Raw genomic sequence first — 26,292 nt, 5'->3', positions numbered from 1 at the left:
CTTATGCTACTCTAGTGTTGTTGTTTTTGTTAGGCGGGCGTCGACACCGAAGCTTACCCCCGGTTACTCCGTGGGCAGCGTCAGTGGTGAAAAAGGGGTGGCCCTGGTCCAGCAACCAGCCGAACCCGACCGGCCCGATGGCACCGCCGATGTTGAAACCCGTGGACACGATGCCGAAGGTCTTGCCTTCGGCTCCTTTGGTGGCGGCGGCCCGTACCAGCATGTCCCGTGACGGGGCGATCACGCCGGTCAAAAAGCCTGCCGCGCCCAGCACGGCGAGCAAGAGCGGCTCGCTCAGGCCCGCCGTGGCCACCAGCAGCATCAGCACGCACGCCACCGCAAAGGCACTGGCCGCCACCACCCCGTGACGCTGGGTGCGGTCGGCCAGTGCACCGCCTGCCAGCACGCCGAAGGCGCTGGCGAACAGGAAGGCAGTCAACGCCGAGTTGGCCCAGTACAGCGCCACGCCCTGGCCTTGCATCAGGGCCGCGACAGAAAACTTTTCGATGGCCCCGGTGCTCAGGTTCAGCAGCACGAACAGCAGGGTCAGGCTGATGATCATGGGCGAGAGCAGCGCCACGCGTTGTGCCTGCGCCGGCTTGGGTGCCGGGGCGGGCGGCGTGTCACTGACCTGGGCCAGTGCCGAGCCGGGTATCAGGAGCAGGGCCAGTGCTGCAAAGCCCACCAGCGCTGCGGTCGCAAAGGCCATGGCCGGGCCGCTGGCCACCGCCACCCCCAGCAACAACACCGGGGCCACCGCCGCGCCCAGAAAACCTGCAAAGGTGTGCACCGAAAACGCCTTGCCGATGTGCGCAGGGTTGATGTGCCGCGACAGCAGGGCGTAGTCGGCAGGGTGGTAGACGGCATTGGCCACCCCCGCCAGTGCCATGCCCACCAGCAGGCAGGTGTAGCCGGGCAGCAGGGCAATGAGCAGGAAACTGCAACTGCCCAAGGCCAGGGCCATCAGCAGCAGGCGCCTGGCGCCATGGCGATCAACGGCGAACCCCATGGGGGCCTGCACCAGCGCGGTGACGATGTTGAACACGCTGAGGGCCAGGCCCAGCGCTACATAATCCACGTTCAAAAAAGCAGGCAGCAGCGGAAAGAGCGCCGCCAGCACCATGATGTGCAGGTGGCTGACAAAGTGTGCTGCGGCGACTTGCGGCAACAGGCCGATACGTATCGTCATGGTGAAACCTGTAGGGGCATGAGCTGAGTCGGCGCAGAGCTTAATGAGGCTATGGTCTTGTCGGGTAGTCCAGTTAATGGCATTAGGCCAGACCACTTTGGCCCATTTTCTGCGCGTTCTGGCATGCCCAGGGCAGACGCCTGCTTGCCGGGCCAGGACAGGTGGTCTGCAACAGCGCGGGCAACCGGTACGGTCGCAGGCGCCGCAGGCCGCTAGGGTAGTGCGGTTATTGCCGGCGTTCAGACAAGGAGTACACATGCCGCATTTCGCTTATAAAGAGGGCCACGCGCTGCCGGGCATCAGTGCCGCTGCGCTGCCGCAGGTGGACAGCGAGGTGTGGACCGCCATCGATGCCGAGCGGCTGCGCCAGGTGCAGTCCATCGAGCTGATCGCCGCCGAGAACGTGGTCAGCCGCGCCGTGCTCGAAGCGCAAGGGTCGGTGCTGACCAACAAGTATGCCGAGGGGTATCCAGGGCGGCGCTATTACGCCAGCTGCGCCAATGTGGATGTGGTCGAGGACCTGGCCACCGAGCGGGCCCGGCTGCTGTTCGATTGCAGCTACGCCAACGTGCAACCCCACTCTGGCAACCAGGCCAACCAGGCGGTGTTCCTGGCGCTGCTGGAGCCGGAGGACAAGATTCTCGGTCTGGACCTGAAGTCGGGCGGGCACCTGTCCCACGGCGCGGCATTCAACGTGTCCGGGCGCTGGTTCCAGGCGGTCAGCTACGGTGTGCACCCGCTGACGCACCTGGTCGACATGGACCAGGTGGCGCACATCGCCCGCCGTGAGCGGCCACGGCTGATCATCGCCGGGGCGTCGGCGTACTCACGCGCGCTGGATTTCGCCCGTTTCCGCGCCATTGCCGACGAGGTGGGGGCGTACCTGATGGCCGACATCGCCCACGTCGCCGGGCTGGTCGCAGGCGGCGCCTATCCCTCGCCAGTGCCCCATGCCCACGTCACCACGCTGAGCACCCACGCGACCCTGCGCGGCCCGCGCGGAGGGATGATCCTGTGCAACGACCAGACCCTGGCGCGCAGGATCAACGCGGCGGTGTTCCCCGGCCTGCAAGGCGCTGCGCTGATGCACACCGTGGCGGCCAAGGCCGTGGCCCTGGGCGAGGCGCTGCAACCGGGCTTTGGCCCCTACGCCCATGCGGTGGTGGCCAATGCCCGGGCCTTGTGCGGGCGGTTGGCCGAAGGCGGCTTGCTGGTGGTATCGGGCGGCACGGACTGCCACCTGGGGGTGATCGACCTGCGGCCCTGGGGCCTTGCCGGTAACGCCGCCGAAGGCGCGCTGGAGGCGGTTGGCATCACCGTCAACCGTAACGTCGTGCCCGGTGACGAGGTCAAGTCCAGCGTCACCTCGGGCATTCGCCTGGGCAGCGCGGCCTGTACCTCCCGGGGCATGGGCGAGGATGAGTTCCGCGAGATCGGGGACATGATCCTGGCCATGCTCGGGGGCGTGCGCAGCGGTGCCATGGACAGCCGCACCGAGCGCTCGATCCGCGAGGGCATCTTCGACCTGACCCGGCGTTTCAAACTGCCTTACTGAACCCGGCGCTCAAAGCTTGAGGGCGTTGGCCAGGCGCAGCATGGCCGCTTCGATCTCGTAGGCCGTGAGCGAGGAATACCCCAGCAGCCAGCCATGGGTCTGCGGCTCGCCCAGGTACAGGCTGCTCAGGCCCGACAGCTGCACGCCGGCTGTGGCCGCCTGGCGAATGGTCTTTTCTTCGGACCAGCCTGGCTTGAGCAGGCAGGGGATCTGCAAGCCACCTGGCGGCAGGTGGGCGGTGACCACCGGGCTCAGGTACTTGGCGATGGCATCGTGCATCACCGCCCGGCGCCCGGCGTACAACTTGCGCATGGCGCGTACGTGGGCGTTGTAGTGCCCGTCCTCCATGAAGCGCGCCAGGGTCAACTGCAAGACCTGCGGGGTGTGGCCATCCATCATGCTGCGGGCATAGGCGAAGGGCTTGACCAGTTCGGGCGGCAGCACGATGTAGCCCATGCGCAGGCCAGGGTAGAGGGTCTTGCTGAAGGTGCCGATGTACAGGGTGCGCTGGTACCGGTCCAGGCCCTGCACGCAGGCGGTGGGCTGGCCGTCGTAGTGAAACTCGCTGTCGTAGTCGTCCTCGATGATCCACTTGGCTTTTTGTGCAGCCCAGTTGATCAGCTCCAGCCGGCGCTCCAAGGGCAGGGTCGCGCCCGTGGGGTACTGGTGCGAGGGGGTGACGTACACGCAGTTGGCGCCGCTGCGGTCGGCGAACAGCAGGTCGGTGCGGATGCCCCGTTCGTCCACGTCGATGGGCAACACCTTGGTCTCGGCGATTGCGAACGCCTTGCGGGCGCCGTAGTAGCCGGGGTTTTCCAGCAGGATGGGTTTGCCGGCATCTACCAGCAATTGCGCGCACAGGTACAACGCCTGGCGCGTACTGCTGAGCACCAGCACCTGGTCGGGTGTGCACGTGGCCCCGCGTTCGAGGTTCAGGTAGGTGGCGATGGCCTTGCGCAGGGGTTCGGCGCCTTGTGGGTCACCGTGCAGCAGGACGCTGGCGCGGTAGTCCTTGACCACCTGGCGTTGCAGCCGCTCCCAGACGTCGGTGGGGAAGCTACGGGTTTCCGGCAGGCCGGTGGCGAAGGCCTTGATCACTTGCTGGTCACGCACGCCACCGGTCTCGAAGATCATGCGCCCGCGTTGGCTGAGTTCGACGCCGGGCGCGACCACGCTGCGCCGCACCTCCTGCGTGCGTTGCCGGCGTGGCCCGGCCCCGCGCAATTCGGCGCCCACCGTGTCGCACACGTAGCTGCCCGCGCCGCCGCGGCGCACGATGAAACCGTCCCGGTGCAGCTGCACGTAGGCGTTTTCGACGGTATCGCGGGCACAACCCAGGGATTTGGACAGCACACGGGTAGAAGGCAGTTTCAGGCTCGGGCCCAGCGCGCCATCCAGGATCAACGCACGCATGGCGCGCTGGATGCGCTGGTGCAGGTCCAGCAGCTGAAACTCGGCGTCGTTGAGCCGAATCTTCAGGGTGTCCAGCGCGAAGGTCTTCGCCATGTGGTCTGCTCTCCATCCATGAACTGGCAGGTAAGGGCAGGCCAGTTTATCCGTAGACTCCGGCCTTCGCCAGCCAGGCCAGGCCTGGTATTCACCGCGTCGGCGCGTTCACGCACAGGAGTCCACCCCCCATGGCACGGTCACACAATTTCAGCGCAGGCCCCACCGCAGTCCCCCTGGAAGTGCTCAACCAGGCGTACGACGAGTTCCACGATTTTGCCGGCACGGGCATGTCCATCATGGAGATGAGCCACCGCTCGCCCATCTTCCGCGCCATTGCCGAGCAGACCGAGGCCGACCTGCGCGAGCTGCTGGAGGTGCCGGCGCACTACCGGGTGCTGTTCGTGCAGGGCGGCGCTTCGTTGCAGTTCGCCCAGGTGCCCATGAACCTGGCCGGTGACAACGGCAGCGTGGACTACCTGCACACCGGGTTGTGGTCGGGCAAGGCGATCGAGGCGGCGCGCCAGTATTGCGAGGTACGCGTGGTCGCCAGTGCCCAGGGCACCGGCTTTGACCGGGTGCCGGCGGTCAAGGACTGGCAGTTGAACCCGAAGGCTGCCTACCTGCACTACACCGAGAACGAGACCGTACACGGCGTGCAGTTCGCCGAGCCGCCCGCCAGCGAGGCGCCGCTGGTGTGCGATGCCTGTTCGAGCCTGCTGTCCAAGCCCATCGACATCGCGCGTCATGGCCTGGTGTATGCCGCCGCCCAGAAGAACATGGGCGTGGCCGGGCTGACGGTGGTCATCATGGACCCGGCGCTGCTGGACCGCTGCCATGGGTTCACCCCGGACATCCTCAACTATGGGTGTATCAGCGATGCCCAGTCGATGCTCAACACGCCCGCCACCTTCCCCTGGTACCTGACCGGCCTGACGCTGCAGTGGATCAAGCGCAGCGGGGGCTTGCAGGTGCTGCACCAGCGCAACAAGACCAAGGCCAGCCTGCTGTACGAAACCCTCGACGGCAGCGACGGTTTCTACCGCAACCCGGTGCAGCCGGCCTATCGCTCGATCAACAACGTGCCGTTCCGGCTGGCCGATCAAGCCCTTGAAGCGGCTTTCCTGCGTGAGGCCGAGGCGGCCGGGCTGCATGGCCTGAAGGGCCACGCCAGCGTCGGCGGTATTCGCGCCAGCCTGTACAACGCCATCTCCGTCGAAGCGGTGGCCGCCCTTTGCGAATTCATGGGGGCGTTCGCTCGCAGGTACGGTTGAGTGCACTGAAAGTGGTCTGGTCTGCCTAGGCGAAGCGTCGGGGTAAAACCAGCCAATCTGCGGCTATAAATGACTGCCTACCGCAGCCGGATACAGCGTCTAGCAAGGAGCCAAGACCTATGTCATCTACTCGTACCCCCTCGCCCCTACGCCTGCAGGACCTGCTGCACCCGGTGGTGGCCGGGCTCATTTCGGTGATCGTCAACTATGGCGGCACCTTCATCCTGGTGTTCCAGGCTGCCAAGGTCGCAGGGCTCAGCCCCGAGCTGACCGCCTCCTGGGTGTGGTCGGTGTCCATCGGCGTGGGCGTGACCGGGCTGCTGCTCAGCTGGGTCAGCCGCGAGCCGATCATCACCGCCTGGTCCACGCCGGCGGCGGCGTTCCTGATCGTGGCCCTGGCCACCACGCCCTACGCCGAGGCGGTGGGGGCGTACATGGTGTCAGCGGTGGCCTTCGTGCTGCTGGGCGTATCGGGCTACTTCGAAAAAGCCGTGCGCCTGATTCCGCCAGGGGTGGCCGCGGGCCTGCTGGGCGGCATCCTGTTGCAGTTCGGTATCGGCGCCTTCGCCAGCATGAGCGTCGACCCGCTGCTGGTCGGGCTGCTGATCGGGGCGTACATCGTGTTCAAGCGCCTGAGCGCCCGCTATGCGGTGGTCGGCATCCTGGTACTGGGGCTGGTCTACCTGGTGATGCAGGGGCGGGTCGATTTCGCTGGGCTGTCCCTGGAATTCGCCACGCCAGTGTTCACCCGCCCCGAGTTCTCGCTCAACGCACTGCTGAGCGTGGCGCTGCCGCTGTTCCTGATCACCCTGACCGGCCAGTACATGCCCGGCATGCTGGTGTTGCGCAACGACGGGTTCAGCACCAGTGCCAACCCGATCCTCGGCATCACCGGGCTGGGCTCGCTGCTGATGGCGCCGTTCGGCTCCCACGCCTTCAACATCGCCGCCATCACTGCCGCCATCTGCACCGGCAAGGAAGCGTCCGAAGACCCATCCAAGCGCTGGGTGGCGGGTGTGGCCGCCGGCATCTTCTACATCCTGGTGGGCATCTTCGGGGTGACCCTGGCGGCGGTGTTCATGGCCTTCCCGGCCACCTTCATCACCACCCTGGCGGGGCTGGCCCTGCTGGGCACCATCGGCGGCAGCCTGGCCAATGCCATGCTCGATGCAAAAGCGCGCGAGGCGTCGTTGATCACCTTCCTGGCCTGTGCGGCCAATATCACCCTGCTGGGTATCGGCGGTGCGTTCTGGGGGCTGGTGATCGGCCTTGTGGCCTACGCCGTGCTCAACGGTCGCCTGCCTCGCCGGGCCAAGGCCGTTCAGGCAGAACCGGCAGCAGTGCCCACCAAAGGAGCGACGAATTGATGAGCGAGTACGCCGAAGACCTCACCACCCTGCATGCGCGCCACGGCCGCTACCCGCAGGCCAACACCGTCGAGGATTTTCGCCGCAACCTGGCCGCCGTGCATGAGCGCATCGCCCGGGCCTGCGAGCGGGGCGGGAGAGACCCGGCCGAAGTGCGCCTGCTGCCGGTCAGCAAGACCTTCGACGAAGCGCACCTGCGCCTGGCCTATGCCGCCGGTTGCCGCCTGCTGGGCGAGAACAAGGTGCAGGAGGCCCAGCGCAAGTGGGAAGCCATGGCCGACCTGCACGACTTGCAGTGGTCGGTGATCGGCCACCTGCAGACCAATAAGGCCAAGCAGGTGGCGCGCTTTGCCAGCGAGTTCCAGGCGCTGGACAGCCTGCGGGTCGCCGAGGTGCTGGACCGCCGCCTGCGCATTGAGGGGCGGCAGATGGATGTGTTCGTCCAGGTCAACACCTCGGGCGAAGCCAGCAAGTACGGGCTGGTGCCTGATGACGTGGCGGCGTTCGTGCAAGCACTGCCGGCGTTCCCGGCGCTGCGTGTGCGCGGCCTGATGACCCTGGCGCTGTTTTCGGCCGACGCCGCGCGGGTACGCCCGTGCTTCGTGTTGCTGCGCGAGTTGCGCGACCGGTTGCGCGCCAGTGCGCCTGAAGGGGTGTCGTTGCAGGAGCTGTCGATGGGCATGTCGGGTGATTTCGAAGTGGCCATCGAGGAGGGCGCCACGGTGGTGCGCGTCGGCCAGGCGATCTTCGGCGCCCGCGCCATGCCCGATGCCTACTACTGGCCCACGGCCGATGCCGCGCCGCACCAGGACGCCACCCCGTCGCTGGCCACCAGCCACTGACCCCCTCTGTACAGGAAACCTGCAATGTCTGCTGCTCCCGCTTACCTCATGCACACCTCAGCCCGCCAACCGGTTGCGTTCAGCCGGGGCCAGGGCGCCCTGTTGTGGGATTCGCACGGGGTCGAATACCTCGACGCCATCGCCGGGGTGGCCGTGACCAGCCTGGGGCACGCCAACCCCGAGATCGCCTCCGCCCTGGCCGAACAGGCCGACGTGCTGCTGCACACCACCAACATGTTTCGTATCCCGTGGCAGGAACAGCTTGGCGAGCGCTTGTGCCGGCTCTCGGGCATGGAGCGGGCGTTCTTCTGCAACTCCGGCGCCGAGGCCAACGAGGCCGCGCTAAAGCTGGCGCGTTTGCACGCCACGGCCCGGAACGTTGCCCAACCCCAGGTGCTGGTCATGGAAAACAGCTTCCATGGGCGCACCCTGGCAACCCTGGCCGCCACCGGCAACCCGGCCGTTCACCGCGGCTTCGAGCCGCTGATGCCAGGCTTCATCCGCGTGCCCTACGATGACATCGAGGCCGTGCGCCAGGTCGCGGCCCAGTCGCCCAACGTGGTGGCCGTGCTGGTCGAGCCCGTGCAGGGCGAGGGCGGTGTGCACCCGGCGTCGGTGGGCTATCTGCAAGCGCTGCGCCAGCTGTGCGACGCGCACCACTGGCTGATGATGATCGACGAGGTGCAGACCGGCATGGGCCGTACCGGCACCTGGTTCGGCTTCCAGCACGCCGGCATCGAGCCCGACGTCATCACCCTGGCCAAAGCCTTGGGCAATGGCTTCCCCATCGGCGCGTGCCTGGCCCGTGGCAAGGCCGCCGAGCTGTTCTCCCCTGGCCACCATGCCTCCACCTTCGGCGGCAACCCGCTGGCATGCCGCGTGGGCTGCACGGTGGTGGACATCATGCAGCGCGATCACCTGCCGCAGCGGGCTGCGGTGCTGGGCCAGCGTTTGCTGGCGGCCCTGCAACTGGCGCTAGCCGGGCATCCAGAAGTGGTGTCGGTGCGCGGCCTGGGCCTGATGGTCGGCATCGAGCTCAACCGCCCCTGCGCCGAACTGGTGGACCGGGCCCGGGACGAGCAACACCTGCTGATCACCGTCACCCGAGGTACCACCGTGCGCCTGCTGCCGCCAATGATCTGCTCCGAGGCGCAGATCGACGACATCGCTTCACGCGTGACCCGCTTGCTGTCATCCCAAGCCTGATTCAGAACAAGGACGCTTAATACATGTACGACTCGACGCTGACCCTCAACGTCTTCGATCCAGAGCTGCACGCCTCGATTCGCAACGAAGTGAATCGCCAGGAAGACCACATCGAGCTGATCGCCTCGGAGAACTATGCCAGCCCGTTGGTGATGCAGATCCAGAGCACGGTGCTCACCAACAAGTACGCCGAGGGCTATCCCGGCAAGCGCTACTACAGTGGCTGCGAATACGTGGACGTGGCCGAAAGCCTGGCCATCGAGCGGGTCAAGGCGCTGTTCAACTGCGACTACGCCAACGTGCAGCCCCACGCCGGTGCCCAGGCCAACGCGGCGGTGTTTTTGGCGCTGATCCAGCCAGGCGACACCGTGATGGGCATGAACCTGGCCCAGGGAGGGCATCTGACCCACGGCAACCCGGCCAACTTCTCGGGCCGCCACTACAAGATCGTGCCCTACGGCCTGGACCCGAAGACAGGCTTTCTGGACTATGACGAGATGGAGCGCATCGCGCTGGAAACCCGCCCGAAGATGCTCATCGGTGGTTTCTCGGCCTACTCGCGCTACAAGGACTGGGCACGCATGCGCAGCATCGCCGACAAGGTCGGGGCTATCTTCTGGGTGGACATGGCCCACGTGGCCGGGCTGGTTGCCGCCGGCGAATACCCGGACCCGCTGCCCCACGCCCATGTGGTCACCAGCACCACCCACAAGACCCTGCGCGGCCCGCGCGGCGGCCTGATTCTGTCCAAGGGGCAGGACGAGAGTTTCTACAAGAAGCTCGATTCGGCGGTGTTCCCAGGTGTCCAGGGCGGCCCACTGATGCACCAGATCGCGGCCAAGGCCGTGGCCTTCAAGGAAGCGCTGTCGCCGGCATTTCGCAGCTACCAGACCCAGGTGGTGACCAATGCCCGGGCCATGGCCAAAGTGTTGCAGGCGCGCGGGTACAAGATCGTGTCGGACGGGACCGACAACCACATGATGCTGATCGACCTGTCGGCCAAGCCCTACACCGGCAAGGAAGCCGATGCGGCCTTGAGCAGCGCCTATATCACGGCCAACAAGAACTCGGTGCCTAACGATCCGCGTTCGCCGTTCGTGACCTCGGGGCTGCGCATCGGTACGCCGGCAGTGACCACCCGCGGGTTCGATGTCGAGGCGTGCGAGCAGGTGGCGGGCTGGTTGTGCGATGTGCTCGATGCCCTGGAAACCGGGCGCAGTGAAGAGGTGGGGCACCATGTGCGTGAGCAGGTGGTTGCGCTGTGCCGTCGTTATCCGGTTTATGGCTGAGAGGGTCGGGACCTGGCACCGGAGGTGTCGGGGTTTTTGATGCAGGTTTTATAACCTGTGTGAAAGGGCTGCTTGGCAGCCCTTTCTTGTTGCTGAGTTTGCTGTGCCGTTGGGTATCGGATGAAGATCACCGGGGCCGCGCAGCGGCCCCAGGTTCCCAGCATCGAACGCGGGGCTCCAGCTACCGCGCCTGGGTCACCCGATCCACTAGGTACACCAACCCGTGATAATCGATGCCACTGTGGGTCGACAAGCCAATCTCACAGGTGCGGCTGGTAGAAATGCCCTCACCACAGTACTGCACGGCATCCTTCAGGCTGCGCAAGGCATGGGCATTGAGCTCCGGGGTGGTGAAGCCCTTGTCGCCAGCAAACCCGCAGCAATGAATGCCTTCCGGTATCACCACCTGGGTGCTGCACCGCCGCGCCAGGTCGATCAGGGCCTGGCTTTCGCCCAGGTGCTGCGTACTGCAGGTCACATGCACGGCCACCGGTTCATCCTGCGGGGTGAAGGTGAGCCGGTCGACCAGGTGCGTGCGGATGAAACGCACGGGGTCGTACAGGTCCAAACGGGTATCCCCCAGGTCCTGGACCAGGCGCAGCGTGCAGGGGCTGGTGTCGCAATAGATCGGGTCCAGGCCGCCACGGCTGGCGTGCAGCAAGGCATTGATCAGCTCCTGGCGCTTGTGTTCAGCCTGCTCGGGGTAGCCTTTGGAAGCGAAGGGCTGGCCGCAGCACAGGCTTTCGGCATTCTCCGGGAAGACGACCTGATACCCCGCTTTCTCCAACAGGCTGCGGGTCTTGTCCAGCAATGAGCTCTGCTCGCGATCGGCATACGCAGGGCCCATGACCTTGGACACGCAGGCAGCCAGGTAGACCACGCGCGGGCGCGGGTCGTTGCTCGCCTCACCCACGCGCACAGGGCGCAGAGGCTGGGGCATCGCCGGGGTCCAGCGGGGCACGCGGCCTTTGCTGGTCTTGCTCAGGGCGGCGCTCAAGCGGTTAAGACGAGGCGCGCCCAGTAGCTTGCGCGCTGTATTGGCGGCGGTCAGGGACAGGCGCGCGCCGCCCATGGCCGTCTTGAAGTGTTCGGCCAACCAGTCGGCGGCCTTGCCATGATCGGCCGCCTGGGCGCGCAGCTTCTTGACCAGCTCGCCGGTGTTGATGCCCACCGGGCAGCGCTGGGCACACAGCCCCGTGGCAGCGCAGGTGTCCATGCCCTGGTACTGGAAGGTGTCGCGCAGGGCGCGGGTATCCTGGCCGTTGCGTTCCTTGGCCTGGATATCCCGCCACATGACGATGCGCTGGCGCGGGCTGAGGGTCAGCCCCTTGGACGGGCACACCGGCTCGCAGAAACCGCATTCGATGCACTTGTCGACGATCGCGTCGGCAGCCGGCAGCGGCTTGAGGTGCTTGAGGTGAATGGCCGGGTCTTCGCTGAGCACCACATCAGGGTTGAGAATGCCGTTGGGGTCGAGCAGGCGCTTGAGCTGCCACATCAGCTGGTAGGCATCCTGGCCCCATTCGAGCGCCACGAAGGGCGCCATGTTGCGGCCGGTGCCGTGCTCGGCCTTGAGCGAGCCGCCGAACTCCACGGCCACCAACTGCGCCACGTCGTCCATGAAAGCCTGGTAGCGAGCCACTTCCTCGGCGCTGTTGAAACCCTGGGTGAAGACAAAGTGCAGGTTGCCTTCCAGCGCATGGCCGAAAATGATCGCCTCGTCGTAGCGGTGCTGGTCGAACAGCTGGATCAGGCGGTTGACGCCCTCGGCCAGTTGCTCGACGGGGAAGGTGACGTCTTCGATGATGACCGTGGTGCCGGTCTGGCGCACGGCGCCCACGGCGGGGAAGGTGTCCTTGCGGATCTTCCACAGCTGGTTGTACACCACCGGGTTTTCGCTGAAATCCACTTGCTGTTCCAGGGGGAACTCGGCAATCGAGGCCATCACCTGGTGCACCTGTTCGTGCAGCAGGGTCTGGCTGGCGGCGCGGGATTCGATCAACAGCGCGCAGGCATTGGCCGACAGGCCCTTGACCCACACCGGCATGCCGGCCATGTCCTGCACCGAGCGCAGGCTGCGCCGGTCCAGCAACTCCACCGCCGACACGGGCTGGCGCTTGAGGATCGGCACGGCGCGGCAACAGCTTTCGACACTGGGGAACACCAGCAGGGCGCTGGCCTTGTGTGGGTGGTCGGGCACGGTGTCGTAGGTCACCGCGCTGATGAAACCCAGGGTGCCCTCGGAGCCGACCAGCAGGTGCTGCAGGATGTCGAGCGGCTGGTCGAAATCCACCAGGGCATTGAGCGACAGGCCGGTGGTGTTCTTGAGCCGGTACTTGTGCCGGATGCGCTCGGCCAGGGCCGTGTTGGCGCGGGTCTCCCGGCCCAGGCGGGCGAGGGCGTCGAGCAAGGGGGCGTGGCTTTTCTGGAAGGCCGCGACGCTGGCCGGGTCCTCGCTATCCAGGCAGGTGCCGTCGGCCAGCACCAGGCGCAGGCCGGCCAGGGTGTGGTAGGTGTTCTGCGCCGTGCCGCAGCACATGCCGCTGGCGTTGTTGGCGACGATGCCGCCAATCTTGCAAGCATTGATCGAGGCGGGGTCCGGGCCGATCTTGCGCCCGAATGGCGCCAGCCAGGCATTGGCCTGGGCGCCGATAACACCCGGCTGCAGCCTGATCTGCTCGCCCTGGCCGCGCACCTCGCGCCCGTTCCAGTTATCGCCCAGTACGATCAGGACCGAATCGCTGATGGCCTGGCCGGACAAGCTGGTGCCGGCAGCGCGGAAGGTGATGGGCACTCGCTCGCGCTGGGCCAGCTTGATCAGGCCGACCACCTCGTCCTCGGACTCCACGCGCACCACCAGCTTGGGAATCAGGCGATAGAAGCTGGCATCGGTGCCGAACGCCAGGGTAGAGGTCGGGTCGTCGAAGCGACGCTCGGCAGGTATCAGGCGCTCGGCATCGCGCAGAAACGCAGCAGGCAGGCTCATGCAGTCTCCTCGCGGGGCCGCGACGTCTGGTGCGGCGCGTGCCCCGGTAATCAGGCGGTGTTTCAGACAGGCGCTCAGGCGCCCAGTTCGCGTACCAGCGAGTCGCGGGTTATCTCGCCGATGGACTTGGTGCCGGTCAGCACCATGGCCACGCGCATTTCTTTCTCGAACAGCTCCAGCAGGTTCTTCACCCCCGCCTGGCCATGAACTGCCAGGGCATACAGGAAGGCCCGGCCGATCAGCACGGTGTCCGCGCCCAGGGCGATCATGCGCACCACGTCCAGGCCGCTGCGAATGCCGGAGTCAGCCAGGATCTTCAGGTCGCCCTTCACCGCGTCGGCAATCGCCGGCAAGGCGCGGGCACTGGACAGCACGCCGTCGAGCTGGCGGCCACCGTGGTTGGACACGACGATGCCGTCGGCGCCGAACTTGACCGCATCGCGGGCATCGTCGGCATCGAGGATGCCCTTGATGATCATCGGGCCGTCCCAGAACTCGCGGATCCACTCCAGGTCGCGCCAGGAAATGGACGGGTCGAAGTTGTTGGCCAGCCAGCCGATGTAGTCGGCCAGGCCCGTGGGGTTGCCCCGGTAGGTGGAGATGTTGCCCAGGTCGTGCGGGCGGCCCATGACGCCCACGTCCCATGCCCACTGCGGGTGGGTCATGGCTTGCAGCATACGCCGCAGCGGGCCGTTCTTGCCGCTCATGCCCGAGTGGGCATCACGGTAGCGGGCGCCGGGGGTTGGCATGTCGACGGTGAACACCAGGGTGCGAACGCCGGCGGCCTTGGCGCGCTCCAGGGCATTGCGCATGAAGCCGCGGTCCTTGAGCACGTACAGCTGGAACCACATCGGCCGGTCGATGGCCGGGGCCACTTCTTCGATGGGGCAGACCGAAACGGTGGACATCGTGAACGGGATGCCGTGGGCGGCCGCCGCACGGGCCGCCTGCACTTCGCCACGACGGGCGTACATGCCGGTCAGGCCGACCGGGGCCAGGGCCACGGGCATGCTCAGGGTTTCACCGAACAGCTCGGTCTGCAGGCTGAGTTCGGACATGTTTTTCAGCACGCGCTGGCGCAGGGCGATGCTGGCCAGGTCCGAAACGTTGTGGCGCAGCGTGTACTCGGCGTAGGCGCCGCCGTCGGCATAGTGGAACAAGAAGGGCGGCAACTTGCGTTGGGCGGCGGCGCGGTAATCGGTAGAGGCAGAAATGATCATGGGCTCTCGCAGCTTGGCAGGTGAGTAAGGCCGGGCAATGTAGGCTGCCCGGCCCCTTTCACTTTAGTGATGAACCAGCATGCCGGTCAGCCAGTAGGCCTGCACCAAGGTGATCAGGCCGACGATGGTGGCGAAGAACAGGCTGTGCTTGACGGTGAAGCGGAACAGGTCGGACTCCTTGCCCACAAGGCCGGTGGCGGCGCACGCCACGGCGATCGACTGCGGCGAGATCATCTTGCCGGTCACGCCGCCACTGGTGTTGGCTGCAACCAGCAGGGTGTCGTTCACGCCGATCTGGTGTGCGGTGGTGGCTTGCAACGAGCTGAACAGGGCATTGGAGGAGGTGTCCGAACCGGTCAGGAACACCCCCAGCCAGCCCAGGAACGGCGAGAAGAACGGGAACGCCGCGCCGGTGCCGGCCAGTACCAGGGCCATGGTCGAGGACATGCCGGAGTAGTTGGTCACGAAGGCGAAGGCCAGCACCATGCCGATGGACAAAATGGGCCAGCGCAGCTCGTACAGGGTTTCCTTGAAAGTGGTCAGACCAGTTTTGAGGTTGATCTTGAGCACGGCCATGGAGATCAGCGCCGACAGGAAAATCGCGGTGCCCGTGGCAGAAATCGGGTCGAGCTTGAACACGGCCGGCATGGCCGTAGGCGCGGCCACGATGGGGGCGGTCTTGATCACCAGTTGGTCGAGGTGCGGGATGGCGAAGTTGAACACGAAGTTGTACATCGCACCGCCCGGGGCGAACGCGGCCTTGAAGGGCTTGAGGGTCCAGATCGTGACCAGCACCGTGAGAATCAGGAACGGCGACCAGGCTTTGAAGATTTCACCCAGGCTGTAGGGGCTTGGCTGGCTGCCACCGGTTTGCACCACGGCCGCGCCAACGCTGCCGGTGGCCGCTGCGAACGAGCGCTTGGGCTGCCACACTTTCAGGAACAGGGTCAGGGCGATCAGGCTGGCCAGGGCCGAGGTGATGTCCGGCAGTTCCGGGCCGATGAAGTTCGAGGTGAAGTACTGGGTGACGGCGAAGCTCAGGCCGGCCACCAGGGCTGCGGGCCAGGTTTCTTTCACGCCGCGCAGGCCGTCCATCATGAACACCAGCCAGAAAGGTACGAACAGCGACAGCAACGGCAGCTGGCGACCGGTCATGGCGCCGATGTGGAAGGCGTCGATGCCGGTGACCTGGCCTGCCACGATGATCGGGATGCCCAGCGCGCCGAAAGCGACCGGTGCGGTGTTCGCGATCAAGCACAGGCCTGCCGCGTACAACGGGTTGAAGCCAAGGCCCACCAGCAGCGCGGCGGTGATCGCTACCGGCGCACCAAAGCCGGCCGCCCCTTCCAGGAAGGCGCCGAAGCAGAAACCGATCAGCAGCACCTGCAAGCGTTGGTCGTCGGTGATCGACAGCACCGAGCTGCGGATCACCTCGAACTGGCCGCTCTTGACCGTGAGTTTGTACAGGAACACAGCCGCGACGATGATCCAGGCGATGGGCCACAGACCATAGAGGAAGCCGTAGCCGGCAGCGGCCAGGGCCATGTCGACAGGCATCTTGAAGGCGAAGATCGCCACCAGGATCGACAGACCCAAGGTGATGCTGCCGGCAACATGGCCCTTGAGACGGAAGACGGCCAGGGCCAGGAAGAAGAATACGATGGGGATGACCGCCGCCAGGGCGGACAGGCCGAGACTGCCCAGCGGGCTGTAGAGTTGTTGCCAGGTTTGCATATGGGGTGGCCCCTAATTGTTGTTGGTCATGCGCTTGCCCTGGATAATTGGTAAGACCAATTTACAATGGCTCGCCGCTAGGTTAAAAGCGCACACGGGGGTGTGTCAATTTGTCCGAGGCAGCACTTTGGTCGAATGCCGATAAGTGGGCAGGTGATGTGGCATGAAAAACGAGCGCTGGTGGGTGTCGGCCGGCTGTGGATCGGCGAGAATGGATGCCCCGGATATCAGCCGGGATTCGTGGAGAGCGTGTGATGGTTTTTGATCAGGTCCGCCAGCGGCGCCTGTCCGACGACATTGTCGATCGGTTGGAAGGGATGATTCTGGAAGGCACGTTGACGTCGGGCCAGCGACTGCCGGCCGAACGTGTGCTGGCCGAGCAGTTCGGGGTGTCACGCCCGTCGCTGCGCGAAGCGATCCAGAAGCTGGTGGCCAAGGGCTTGCTGGTCAGCAAGCAGGGCGGCGGCAACTATGTGGCGCAATCGCTGGGCTCCACGTTCAGCGACCCGTTGTTGCAACTGCTCGAACACAGCCCCCAGGCGCAACACGACCTGCTGGAGTTCCGCCACACCCTGGAGGCGTCTTGCGCCTATTACGCTGCCCAGCGCGCCACCGCACCCGACCGGGCGCGCTTGAAGGAGGCGTTCGACGTGCTGCAGGACTGTTACGCGCGGGTAGGGGAGGTCACACGGGCCGAAGAAGGCGCCGCCGATGCGCGTTTTCACTTGGCCATTGCCGAGGCCAGTCACAATGCTGTGCTGCTGCATACCATCCGCGGGTTGTTCGACTTGCTCAAGCGCAACGTGGTCACCAACATCGGTGGCATGTACCAGCAACGCAGCGAAACGCGCGACATGCTGATCAGCCAACACCGGGAGTTGTACCTGGCGATTATCGAAGGTCGGGCCGAGGATGCGCGGGAGGTGTCCAGCCGGCACATTCTGTACGTGCAGGAGGTGCTTGAAGAGGCGCACGAAGAGGCGCAGCGGGTCGCGCGGGCGGAGCGGCGCAACGGGCACTGAGGGTATTTATGCAGGCGAGTGTGCGCGTGAACAGCAGGCCGCTGCGGGCGACGTGCTGTTCATGGCAAGTACACATCCCTTTGAGGAAAAGATCGGGCAACTAGCTGCCCGTATCATCACTCGGCGGGGAAGGGGGCAAACGTTAGTCTTCCTTGCCCTTGTTGCGTACGGCCCGCTGCAGCTCGCGGTTGGAATCGCGTTCGCGCACGGTATCGCGCTTGTCGTATTCCTTCTTGCCCTTGCCCAGTGCGATTTCGCACTTGATCAGGTGCTTGCTCCAGTACAGCGCCAATGCCACGCAGGTATAACCCTTCTGCGCAACGGCCGCTTCAAGGCGCTCGAGCTCACGCTTGTTGAGCAGCAGCTTGCGGGTGCGGATGGGGTCTGCGATGACGTGGGTGCTGGCGGTGGTCAGCGGGGTGATGTGGCTGCCGAACAGCCAGGCCTCACCGTCCTTGAGCAGCACATAGCTGTCAACGAGGTGCGCCTTGCCGGCTCGCAGGCTTTTTACTTCCCAGCCGGACAGGACCAGCCCGGCCTCGAACTTGTGCTCGATGAAGTAATCGTGTCGCGCTTTCTTGTTCTGCGCGATGGTCCCGGTCGGATGTTTTTTTTGCTTAGCCATAGGGACGGCATTATAGGCAAGTACGCGCGTCGTCCGCTATGGGATTTCTGCGTGCTTGAGCCACTGGAATGAATACCGGACAATACCTGCACTGTCATAGGTACAGAACCTGTAATCGGAATGCTGCGAAGCACCGCCACCCAGCCTTGGAAGTGACGCCTGGATGACTACCCATATTCAACGCTCCGCCCTGCTGCCATACCCCGCCCAGGCCTTGTACGACCTGGTAAACGATGTGGCCAGCTACCCGGACTTCTTGCCGTGGTGTTCCGACTCGACGGTGCTCGAAGCCAGCGAAACCCACATGCGCGCCAAGCTCGAGGTGGCCAAAGGCGGTATCAGCCAGCACTTCGTTACCCGTAATGTGCTGGTGCCGGGGCAATCCATCGAGATGAACCTGGAGGAGGGGCCGTTCTCCCAGCTGCATGGCATATGGGTGTTCAAGCCCTTGGGTGAGAAGGCCTGCAAGATCAGCCTGGACTTGTCGTTCGACTATGCCGGCTCATTGGTGCGCGCCACCTTGGGGCCGCTGTTCAATCAGGCCGCCAATACTTTGGTGGATGCGTTTTGCGAGCGTGCCAAGCAATTGTACGCTGCTTCCTAAGGGTTGCAATCGAGGTATGGCCACACTCAAGTGGCAGGGAGCGGTGACGCTTGATTGGAAGCGTCTCTTGCAGCAATGAAAAAGCCCGGACACTCTCCGGGCTTTTTTCGTATCAGCGCGTTTAGCGCGTTTCCAGCGGTGCCGGTGTAGGCACTGGCGTGGTTTCGATGGTGTCGATCTCGCGCTGGATGGATTCCTCGACCGAGCCTGGCTTGGCCGGTTTTTCTTCCGGTTGGGCTGCCGGCTGCTCGCCGTTGGCACCTGGGCTGACCGTGGTGTCGCCGCTGCCACCGAGGATTTCCTGGTCGCGGCTGACGCCCGGCATGAAGTCGCCAGACAGGCTTACCAGCTGGTCGCTTTCATTGAAGAAAATGCTCATGCGTTCCTGTTGGCGCTGACCACCACCAGGTTGCAGGCTGTAGAGGTAGTCCCACCGGTTGGTGTGGAACGTATCCTGAATCAGAGGGTTGCCCATGATAAACCGCACTTGCCGCCGGGTCATTCCCGGACGCAATTGGTCTATCATGTCCTGCGTGACGACATTGCCCTGCTGGATGTCGATTTTGTAAACCCCGGGAAACGAGCAACCGGCGAGTGCGAGCAGTCCCACGAAGGTGAGGCTGGTTAGCAAGAGCTTGGTGTTTTGCATCGGTGGGCGACTTCCACTATCTTGGCTGGACAACGTAAACACCGATCATACCCGTATTAAGAGAAGCTGCGAAGCAGCATCGGCGAGAAAGCTGACCATGGTTGAAAATAGCGAATTGCGCAAAGCCGGTCTCAAGGTGACCCTGCCTCGAGTCAAGATCCTTCAAATGCTCGACTCTGCCGAGCAGCGTCACATGAGCGCCGAAGATGTGTACAAGGCCCTCATGGAGGCAGGCGAGGATGTTGGCCTGGCCACCGTGTACCGTGTACTGACCCAGTTCGAAGCAGCGGGTCTGGTGGTTCGCCACAACTTCGACGGCGGTCATGCGGTGTTCGAACTGGCCGATGGCGGTCACCACGACCATATGGTCAACGTGGATACCAGTGAAGTCATCGAGTTCATGGACGCCGAGATCGAGAAGCGTCAGCGTGAAATCGTCGAAGAGCACGGTTTCGAGCTGGTGGACCACAACCTGGTCCTTTATGTGCGTAAGAAGAAGTAACGATTACTTCGTTCTGAACAGCAAAGGCGACCCTGGGGTCGCCTTTGTTTTTTCAGCAAACGGTGGTGGTGGCCGTTATCCCGGCCCTGTGCCGAAGTGCCTCAGGCCTTGCCGCTGACCACCATCTTGCGCGCATGGGCCAGCGATTCCTTGGTCAGGTCGATGCCACCCAGCATGCGCGCCACTTCTTCGACCCGCTCGCGTTTGCCAAGGCTGGCCACGGCCGTGTGCGTGGTATCGCTCTCGCGAACCTTGTGCACGAACAGGTGGTGATGGCCTTGGGCGGCCACCTGAGGCAGATGGGTGACGGTCAGCACCTGGCCGCGTTCGCCCAGGCGACGCAACAGCTGGCCCACGATTTCCGCCGTAGGCCCGCCGATACCCACGTCCACTTCGTCGAATACCAGGGTAGGGATGCGCGACGTCTGTGCCGTAATGACCTGGATCGCCAGGCTGATCCGGGACAGTTCGCCGCCCGAGGCGACTTTGGACAGCGCTTTGAGGGGCTGGCCGGGGTTGGCGCTGACCAGCAATTCGATCTGCTCCAGCCCATTGGGTGATAGGTCGGCCGTGTCATTGGGCGTGAGCTGAATGCAGAAGCGGCCACCGGGCATGCCCAGGCGCTGGATTTCCTGCTCGACCGCCTCTGCCAGTTGCTTGGCGGCATGCTGACGCAACCCGCTCAGTTCGCGGGCCTTCTCTTTATAGTGTTGAGCGAATGCAGTCATTTCTTCGCCCAGGCGCTCCAGGGATTCATCGCTGGCGTTGAGCCCTTCGAGCTCCTCCATCAACTGCTGCTGCAGGTGTGGCAGCTCCGTGGGGTGCACCCGGTGTTTACGCGCCAGGGTATAGATAGTGTCGAGGCGCTCTTCCAGGGCCTGGAGGCGCATGGGGTCGGCATCGAAATTGTCGAGGAAGCGGTTGAGTTCGCCCACGGCTTCTTCCACCTGAATTTGCGCGCTGGCAATCAGGTTGGCCGCTTCCGACAGGGCCTTGGGGGCGTTGCTGGCAGCGCCCAGCCGGTTGAGGCTGGAGGTGAGCGCGCCAAGCACATTGCCCGAGTCGCTTTCACTGCACTGGTCGATGACCTGGCGGCAAATGCCGAACAGGGCCTCGGCGCTGGTGAGGTTCTTGTGCTCCTGCTCCAGGTGCTCCAGCTCGTTTTCGCCCAGGCCCAGGTTGTCCAGCTCTTCGAGCTGATAGCTGAGCAGTTGGTGGCGGGCACGCTGTTCGTCGCCGGAATTGGACAGGCGCTCCAGTTCGAGCCGCGTCTGGTTCCAGCGCTTGGCCGCCATCTGCACTTGCCGGGCCAGGTCGATGGCCCCGGCGTACTCGTCGAGCAGGCGCCGGTGGGTATCGGCCTTGAGCAGGGACTGGTGCTCGTGCTGGCTGTGGATGTCGATCAGCAGCTCGCCCAGGGCCTTGAGGTCCCCAAGGGGGCAGGGCGTACCGTTGATATAGCCACGGCTGCGGCCTTCGGCAGTGATGACACGCCGCAGGATGCACAGCCCATCGCTGGCCAGGTCGCGTTCGGCGAGCCAAGTGTGGGCCTCGGGGATGTCGACCAGGTCGAACGTGGCGAGGATGTCGGCCTTGTCGGTGCCGGGGCGTACCACGCCGCTGTCGGCGCGGTCGCCCAGGGCCAGGCCCAGGGCATCGAGCATGATCGACTTGCCCGCACCTGTCTCGCCCGTGATCACGGACATGCCGCGGGCGATTTCCAGGTCGAGGTGTTCAACGATGGCGTAGTTGTGAATGGACAGGTGCACCAGCATGAGGGCGACTCCAGAAAGTCATGTCTGGTTATTTATACAGTAGTTTTTTCCAGCCTGCCAATGCCCTTTTGGCGCAAACGCTTCAAGGCGTAAAAACCAGGCTGCCCCTTGAAGCTGTATTTTCCGGCCCCATATACGCCACATCACCGGCGAGCCTGGCTCGCAGTCCACCAAATTGCGCAGGAGATATCCCATGGCTGATGAGCAGCTGAACGAGAAAGACCTCAACGTCGAGCAAACCGGTGCCGACAACGCAGCTGATGCCCGCGTGCTGGAACTCGAAGAACAGCTGGCCGCGGCCAAGGACCAGTCACTGCGTACCGTGGCCGAACTGCAGAACATTCGCCGGCGTGCCGAGCAGGATGTGGAAAAGGCGCACAAGTTCGCCCTGGAGAAGTTCTCCACCGACCTGCTGCCTGTGATCGACAGCCTGGAACTGGCCCTGGCTCACTCCAGCGCCCAGGACGAACACGTCAAGCAGATCCGCGAAGGCGTCGAGCTGACCCTGAAGATGTTCCAGGACACCCTCAAGCGCTACAACCTCGAAGCCATCGATCCGCATGGCCAGCCGTTCAACCCTGAGCACCACCAGGCCATGGCCATGCAGGAAAACGCCGAGGTCGAACCCAACAGCGTGCTGAACGTGTTCCAGAAGGGCTACCTGCTCAATGGCCGCCTGCTGCGCCCCGCCATGGTGGTGGTCAGCAAGGCGCCGAGCGCAGCGCAACCTTCTATCGATGAAAAGGCTTGAAATCCTTTCGGGCATCCCCATCTAGGTGTCAAGCCTTCAAGTATTACCGCAGTTGGCCGCAGTAGCCGCTGCTACCTCATTCAAGTTTCGGGAGAGTTAACATGGGCAAGATCATCGGTATCGACCTGGGGACCACCAACTCGTGCGTCTCCGTGCTGGAAAACGGTAACGTCAAGGTCATCGAGAACGTCGAGGGTGCGCGTACCACCCCATCGATCGTGGCATACGCCAACGACGGCGAAATCCTGGTAGGCCAGTCGGCCAAGCGTCAGGCCGTCACCAACCCGCACAACACCCTGTTCGCAGTCAAGCGCCTGATCGGCCGCCGCTTCGAAGAAGACGTCGTGCAGAAAGACATCAAGCTGGTGCCTTACAAGATCGTCAAGGCCAGCAACGGCGACGCCTGGGTCCAGGCCAGCGGCAAGGACATGGCGCCACCGCAGATCAGCGCCGAAGTTCTGAAGAAAATGAAGAAGACCGCCGAAGACTACCTCGGCGAGCCTGTGACCGAAGCGGTCATCACCGTACCGGCCTACTTCAACGACAGCCAGCGTCAGGCCACCAAGGACGCCGGCCGCATCGCCGGTCTGGACGTCAAGCGCATCATCAACGAGCCGACCGCCGCTGCACTGGCCTACGGCATGGACAAGGCCAAGGGCGACCACACCGTGATCGTCTATGACCTGGGTGGTGGTACCTTCGACGTTTCGGTCATCGAAATTGCCGAAGTCGACGGCGAGCATCAGTTCGAAGTACTGGCCACCAACGGCGACACCTTCCTGGGTGGCGAAGACTTCGACATGCGCCTGATCGACTACCTCGTCGACGAGTTCAAGAAAGAGTCCGGCATGGACCTGAAGAACGATCCGCTTGCCCTGCAGCGCCTGAAGGAAGCTGCTGAAAAGGCCAAGATCGAGCTGTCTTCGGCCCAGTCGACCGACGTCAACCTGCCGTACATCACTGCAGATGCAACCGGTCCGAAGCACCTGAACGTGAAGATTTCCCGCGCCAAGCTGGAATCGCTGGTCGAAGACCTGGTCAGCCGCACCATCGAGCCTTGCCGCATTGCGCTCAAGGACGCCGGTATCGACGCCAGCAAGATCGACGACGTGATCCTGGTCGGCGGTCAGACCCGTATGCCGATGGTCCAGAAAGCCGTTGCCGACTTCTTCGGCAAGGAAGCGCGCAAGGACGTGAACCCGGACGAAGCCGTCGCCATGGGTGCTGCCATCCAGGGCGCAGTATTGGCCGGTGACGTGAAGGACGTTCTGCTGCTGGACGTCAGCCCGCTGACCCTGGGTATCGAAACCATGGGCGGCGTGATGACCTCGTTGATCGAGAAGAACACCACCATCCCGACCAAGAAGTCGCAGGTGTTCTCGACTGCCGACGACAACCAGGGCGCCGTGACCATTCACGTACTGCAAGGCGAGCGCAAGCAGGCGGCACAGAACAAGTCGCTGGGCAAGTTCGACCTGGCTGACATTCCGCCAGCGCCACGTGGCGTGCCGCAGATCGAAGTGACCTTCGACATCGACGCCAACGGCATCCTGCACGTCAGCGCCAAAGACAAGGCCACTGGCAAGTCGCAGTCCATCGTCATCAAGGCCAACTCCGGCCTGTCGGACGAGGAAATCGAGCGCATGGTGCGCGACGCCGAGGCCAATGCCGAGGAAGACCGCAAGTTCGAAGAGCTGGCCGCTGCCCGTAACCAGGGTGATGCACTGGTTCACTCGACCCGCAAGATGGTCGCTGACGCGGGTGACAAGGTCACCGCTGAAGAAAAGACTGCCATCGAAGCGGCCGTGGTTGCCCTGGAAGCCGCCGTCAAAGGCGACGACAAGGCTGCCATCGACGCCAAAGTCGAAGAGCTGTCCAAGGTCTCTGCACCGGTTGCCCAGAAAATGTACGCCGAGCAGTCGGCCGAACAGCCTCAGGGCGGCGCGCAGCAGGCCGAGCCGGAAGCCAAGCACGATGACGTGGTGGACGCCGAGTTCGAAGAAGTGAAAGACAACAACAAGCAGTAATTCCTGCAAGTTGTCGGCCAGTGCACCGCCGTTTGGCGGTGAACTGGTAGGATGTCGCCGCGCGGGGGCTTGCTCCCGCGTTGACGTATCTGGAATTCGAGAATTTTTGCAGCATTTGTCAGCCCCTCATGGGGAGCAGGTGCTGACGGCGCGGCGCAGATGCCGGACGCCCAACAAGGTGCAAATGACCTATGTCCAAGCGTGATTATTATGAGGTCCTGGGTGTCGAGCGCGGCGCCACGGATGCTGACCTCAAGAAGGCCTATCGCCGGTTGGCGATGAAGTACCACCCCGACCGCAACCCGGGTGACAAAGAGTCCGAAGACAAATTCAAGGAAGCCAACGAGGCCTACGAGGTCCTGTCGGATGCCAGCAAGCGCGCGGCGTTCGACCAGTATGGCCATGCCGGCGTCGACCCGAGCATGGGTGGCGGCGGGGCCGGTTTCGGGGGCGCCAACTTCTCCGACATCTTCGGTGATGTGTTCAGCGACTTCTTCGGCGGTGGCCGGGGTGGCGGACGTGGCGGCGCTCAGCGCGGCAGCGACCTGCGCTACACCCTGGAGCTGAACCTGGAAGAAGCCGTGCGCGGCACCACGGTCAGCATTCGCGTGCCGACGCTGGTGAACTGCCAGCCGTGCGATGGCAGCGGTGCGAAGAAAGGCTCCACCCCGTCGACCTGCCCCACCTGCGGTGGTATCGGCCAGGTACGCATGCAGCAGGGCTTCTTCTCGGTGCAGCAGACCTGCCCGCGCTGCCATGGCCAGGGCAAGATCATCACCGACCCTTGCGGGGCCTGCCATGGCGAAGGCCGGGTCGAGGAATACAAGACCCTGTCGGTCAAGGTGCCAGCAGGTGTCGACACCGGTGATCGCATTCGCCTGTCGGGCGAGGGTGAAGCCGGCGCGCACGGTGGGCCGACCGGCGACCTTTATGTGGTGATCAACGTGCGCGAGCACGAGATCTTCCAGCGTGATGGCAAGCACCTGTACTGCGAAGTGCCGATCAGCTTCACCGACGCTGCGCTGGGTGGTGAACTCGAAGTGCCAACCCTCGATGGTCGGGTCAAGCTGCGCATCCCCGAAGGCACCCAGACCGGCAAGCAGTTCCGCCTGCGTGGCAAGGGCGTGGCGCCTGTGCGCGGTGGTGGTGCGGGTGATCTGCTGTGCCGCGTGGCGGTGGAAACGCCGGTCAACCTCAGCCGTCGTCAGCGCGAACTGCTCGAAGAGCTGCGTGATTCGCTCGAGGGCGACAGCTCCCATTCGCCCAAGGCCAGTGGCTGGTTCGATGGCGTGAAGCGCTTCTTCGGCGATCTCTGACAAGGAAAAGGCTATGCGACGTATTGCAGTGATGGGCGCGGCAGGGCGAATGGGCAAGACCCTCGTCGAAGCCGTACAGCAAACCGCAGGTGCCGGCCTGACGGCTGCCATCGACCGCCCGGACAGCACGCTGGTGGGTGCGGACGCAGGCGAGTTGGCCGCCCTGGGGCGCATTGGCGTGCTGCTTTCAGACGACCTGGTCAAGGTTGCCGATGACTTCGACGTGCTGATCGACTTCACCCACCCATCGGTCACCCTGAAGAACCTGGCGTTCTGCCGCAAGCATGGCAAGGCCATGGTCATCGGCACCACCGGGTTCACCGTGGAAGAAAAGCACCTGCTGGCCGAAGCGGGCAAGGACATTCCGATCGTGTTCGCGGCCAACTTCAGTGTAGGGGTCAACCTCAGCCTCAAGCTGCTGGACATCGCGGCGCGTGTGCTGGGCGACGACGTCGATATCGAGATCATCGAGGCGCACCACCGCCATAAAGTCGATGCGCCTTCGGGCACCGCGCTGCGCATGGGTGAGGTGGTGGCCAATGCGCTGGGGCGCGACCTGCAGGAAGTGGCGGTGTATGGCCGCGAAGGGCAGACCGGTGCACGTGATCGCAAGACCATTGGCTTTGCCACGGTGCGCGCCGGTGACGTGGTCGGTGATCACACGGTGCTGTTCGCTGCCGAAGGCGAGCGCCTGGAGATCACCCACAAGGCCTCCAGCCGCATGACGTTCGCCAAGGGTGCCGTGCGAGCGGCCTTGTGGCTGGACGGGCGCGAGCCTGGCCTGTACGACATGCAGGATGTGCTCGAGCTGCACTAAGCCCTCGGCCCAGACCAGAGCAACCTGCCGCCGATGATACGCACCCAGGCGTGTCTGGGCGGTAGGGCTCACCTCTAGCAAGTGGCTCTGGTAGCG

General features: G+C 64.3%; 21 protein-coding genes. 13 read left to right on the top strand and 8 right to left on the bottom strand.

The genetic code is table 11. The features are described from left to right. Position 1: 1 nt before the first annotated feature. Complete coding sequence (locus ACK59L_RS13185; RefSeq protein ID WP_409274060.1) at positions 2–1,189, bottom strand: MFS transporter; 1,188 nt, start codon at positions 1,187–1,189, stop codon at positions 2–4. Positions 1,190–1,445: 256 nt separating this feature from the next. On the opposite strand from ACK59L_RS13185, the gene ACK59L_RS13180 reads away from it, so the two are divergent. After that, on the top strand, positions 1,446–2,744 hold the full coding sequence (locus ACK59L_RS13180; RefSeq protein ID WP_058604779.1) for a serine hydroxymethyltransferase: 1,299 nt from the start codon (positions 1,446–1,448) through the stop codon (positions 2,742–2,744). Positions 2,745–2,753: 9 nt separating this feature from the next. Here ACK59L_RS13180 and ACK59L_RS13175 read toward each other — a convergent pair whose 3' ends face one another. Beyond that, positions 2,754–4,250, bottom strand: a complete 1,497-nt coding sequence (locus ACK59L_RS13175) for a PLP-dependent aminotransferase family protein (RefSeq protein ID WP_409274058.1) — start codon at positions 4,248–4,250, stop codon at positions 2,754–2,756. A 131-nt stretch (positions 4,251–4,381) separates the two neighbouring features. On the opposite strand from ACK59L_RS13175, the gene serC reads away from it, so the two are divergent. The 5 genes from serC (at position 4,382) to glyA (ending at position 10,168) form a co-directional block, all read left to right on the top strand. Continuing rightward, positions 4,382–5,464, top strand: a complete 1,083-nt coding sequence (serC, locus tag ACK59L_RS13170) for a 3-phosphoserine/phosphohydroxythreonine transaminase (RefSeq protein ID WP_409274056.1) — start codon at positions 4,382–4,384, stop codon at positions 5,462–5,464. Positions 5,465–5,583: 119 nt separating this feature from the next. Beyond that, positions 5,584–6,831 carry a benzoate/H(+) symporter BenE family transporter gene (locus ACK59L_RS13165; protein WP_144966622.1) on the top strand — a complete coding sequence of 416 codons (1,248 nt, stop codon included), beginning with the start codon at positions 5,584–5,586 and terminating at the stop codon, positions 6,829–6,831. Next, complete coding sequence (locus ACK59L_RS13160) at positions 6,831–7,673, top strand: YggS family pyridoxal phosphate-dependent enzyme (protein ID WP_409274053.1); 843 nt, start codon at positions 6,831–6,833, stop codon at positions 7,671–7,673. Before ACK59L_RS13165 ends, ACK59L_RS13160 begins: the two co-directional genes overlap by 1 nt. 24 nt (positions 7,674–7,697) lie before the next feature. Continuing rightward, the gene (locus tag ACK59L_RS13155) at positions 7,698–8,879 is read left to right on the top strand and encodes an aspartate aminotransferase family protein (RefSeq protein ID WP_409274051.1); all 1,182 of its coding nucleotides are present in this window, start codon (positions 7,698–7,700) and stop codon (positions 8,877–8,879) included. A gap of 23 nt (positions 8,880–8,902) precedes the next feature. Next, positions 8,903–10,168, top strand: coding sequence for a serine hydroxymethyltransferase (gene glyA, locus ACK59L_RS13150; RefSeq protein ID WP_409274049.1), 1,266 nt, complete (start codon positions 8,903–8,905; stop codon positions 10,166–10,168). A gap of 181 nt (positions 10,169–10,349) precedes the next feature. Here glyA and ACK59L_RS13145 read toward each other — a convergent pair whose 3' ends face one another. From ACK59L_RS13145 to ACK59L_RS13135, 3 genes are all read right to left on the bottom strand, one after another. Continuing rightward, a complete protein-coding gene (locus tag ACK59L_RS13145) occupies positions 10,350–13,154 on the bottom strand; it encodes an FAD-binding and (Fe-S)-binding domain-containing protein (protein WP_409274047.1) in 2,805 nt (934 codons plus the stop codon). A 74-nt stretch (positions 13,155–13,228) separates the two neighbouring features. Beyond that, positions 13,229–14,374 (bottom strand): FMN-dependent L-lactate dehydrogenase LldD, encoded by a 1,146-nt coding sequence (gene lldD / locus ACK59L_RS13140; protein WP_100850852.1) that lies wholly within the window; start codon positions 14,372–14,374, stop codon positions 13,229–13,231. Positions 14,375–14,437: 63 nt separating this feature from the next. After that, the gene (locus ACK59L_RS13135; RefSeq protein ID WP_058604770.1) at positions 14,438–16,108 is read right to left on the bottom strand and encodes a lactate permease LctP family transporter; all 1,671 of its coding nucleotides are present in this window, start codon (positions 16,106–16,108) and stop codon (positions 14,438–14,440) included. 254 nt (positions 16,109–16,362) lie between these two features. On the opposite strand from ACK59L_RS13135, the gene ACK59L_RS13130 reads away from it, so the two are divergent. Further along, entirely contained in the window at positions 16,363–17,130 is a 768-nt protein-coding gene (locus ACK59L_RS13130; protein WP_409274044.1) for an FCD domain-containing protein, read from the top strand. A gap of 142 nt (positions 17,131–17,272) precedes the next feature. Here the strand turns inward: ACK59L_RS13130 and smpB are convergent, their stop codons facing one another. Beyond that, positions 17,273–17,755 carry an SsrA-binding protein SmpB gene (gene smpB / locus ACK59L_RS13125; protein WP_023533119.1) on the bottom strand — a complete coding sequence of 161 codons (483 nt, stop codon included), beginning with the start codon at positions 17,753–17,755 and terminating at the stop codon, positions 17,273–17,275. A gap of 163 nt (positions 17,756–17,918) precedes the next feature. Here smpB and ACK59L_RS13120 point away from each other — a divergent pair, with 163 nt between their 5' ends. Beyond that, positions 17,919–18,359: a type II toxin-antitoxin system RatA family toxin gene (locus tag ACK59L_RS13120; RefSeq protein ID WP_023533169.1), complete on the top strand. Its 441-nt coding sequence runs from the start codon at positions 17,919–17,921 to the stop codon at positions 18,357–18,359. 121 nt (positions 18,360–18,480) lie between these two features. Here ACK59L_RS13120 and ACK59L_RS13115 read toward each other — a convergent pair whose 3' ends face one another. Next, the gene (locus ACK59L_RS13115) at positions 18,481–19,008 is read right to left on the bottom strand and encodes an outer membrane protein assembly factor BamE (protein ID WP_023533140.1); all 528 of its coding nucleotides are present in this window, start codon (positions 19,006–19,008) and stop codon (positions 18,481–18,483) included. A 97-nt stretch (positions 19,009–19,105) separates the two neighbouring features. Between ACK59L_RS13115 and fur the strand changes: the two genes are divergently transcribed. Further along, positions 19,106–19,510, top strand: coding sequence for a ferric iron uptake transcriptional regulator (gene fur, locus ACK59L_RS13110; protein ID WP_023533128.1), 405 nt, complete (start codon positions 19,106–19,108; stop codon positions 19,508–19,510). Between the two features lie 101 nt (positions 19,511–19,611). Here the strand turns inward: fur and recN are convergent, their stop codons facing one another. Then, positions 19,612–21,285, bottom strand: a complete 1,674-nt coding sequence (gene recN / locus ACK59L_RS13105) for a DNA repair protein RecN (protein ID WP_409274041.1) — start codon at positions 21,283–21,285, stop codon at positions 19,612–19,614. 193 nt (positions 21,286–21,478) lie between these two features. Here recN and grpE point away from each other — a divergent pair, with 193 nt between their 5' ends. The 4 genes from grpE (at position 21,479) to dapB (ending at position 26,196) form a co-directional block, all read left to right on the top strand. Further along, positions 21,479–22,036 carry a nucleotide exchange factor GrpE gene (gene grpE / locus ACK59L_RS13100; RefSeq protein ID WP_027915422.1) on the top strand — a complete coding sequence of 186 codons (558 nt, stop codon included), beginning with the start codon at positions 21,479–21,481 and terminating at the stop codon, positions 22,034–22,036. 101 nt (positions 22,037–22,137) lie between these two features. Continuing rightward, a complete protein-coding gene (dnaK, locus tag ACK59L_RS13095) occupies positions 22,138–24,063 on the top strand; it encodes a molecular chaperone DnaK (protein ID WP_409274038.1) in 1,926 nt (641 codons plus the stop codon). Positions 24,064–24,254: 191 nt separating this feature from the next. Then, positions 24,255–25,379 (top strand): molecular chaperone DnaJ, encoded by a 1,125-nt coding sequence (gene dnaJ / locus ACK59L_RS13090; RefSeq protein ID WP_023533145.1) that lies wholly within the window; start codon positions 24,255–24,257, stop codon positions 25,377–25,379. 13 nt (positions 25,380–25,392) lie between these two features. Continuing rightward, a complete protein-coding gene (gene dapB / locus ACK59L_RS13085) occupies positions 25,393–26,196 on the top strand; it encodes a 4-hydroxy-tetrahydrodipicolinate reductase (protein ID WP_058604766.1) in 804 nt (267 codons plus the stop codon). Positions 26,197–26,292 lie beyond the last annotated feature (96 nt).

The sequence above is a fragment of the Pseudomonas sp. KCJK9111 genome (genome assembly GCF_046231935.1).
Lineage (GTDB): Bacteria > Pseudomonadota > Gammaproteobacteria > Pseudomonadales > Pseudomonadaceae > Aquipseudomonas > Aquipseudomonas parafulva_B.
Note: the sequence above shows the minus strand (reverse complement) of the source record. Positions and strands in the feature narration are given on the sequence as shown.